Here is a 551-nt window from a genome sequence, read left to right as displayed (position 1 = left end):
CCACGTCCTTCTTCGCCTCTGTGTGCCAAGGTTTCCACCGTCAGCCCTTTCTATCTTGACCACTTTCTCTTTTTCAGAGATTTTCTGTTCGTTTCCGAACTCCTGAACACCAGAACTTTTCCGGGTTTCTTATTCCCGGTTCTGGTTTCATTAATTTGATCCCTTTTGATTCTTCTATGCAGTTTTCAAGGTTCTGGCTGGAACTTTTCCCAGCATTTACTCTTTCTTGTCGGAAAGCTGTAGTGCTGATTTGTTCTAGGAATATTTTCAGTGGAGGTAAGCGGACTCGAACCGCTGACATCTGCCTTGCAAAGGCAGCGCTCTACCAACTGAGCTATACCCCCACATTGGTTTAGGTGGGCCATCCTGGACTTGAACCAGGGACCTCACCCTTATCAGGGGTGCGCTCTAACCACCTGAGCTAATAGCCCTTTTTCCGAACTTTAAAATACGTTTGAAAGTCTCTTTTTTCCTAGTACGACCTGGGATGACTTTTGAGGGTGCTATATTTGTTGGATTCAACACTCAACTCAAAAGTAGGTCTCCCTAAA

General features: G+C 45.4%; 2 tRNA genes. Both read right to left on the bottom strand.

The window, feature by feature from the left end:
* Positions 1–271: 271 nt before the first annotated feature.
* Positions 272–344, bottom strand: a tRNA-Ala gene (locus PL11201_RS25440).
* 13 nt (positions 345–357) lie between these two features.
* Positions 358–431 (bottom strand) — tRNA-Ile (locus PL11201_RS25435).
* Positions 432–551: the final 120 nt, after the last annotated feature.

Source organism: Planktothrix sp. PCC 11201 (assembly GCF_900009135.1).
In the GTDB taxonomy this organism is placed as follows: Bacteria; Cyanobacteriota; Cyanobacteriia; order Cyanobacteriales; family Microcoleaceae; genus Planktothrix.
This window is presented reverse-complemented; position numbering and strand designations above follow the sequence as displayed.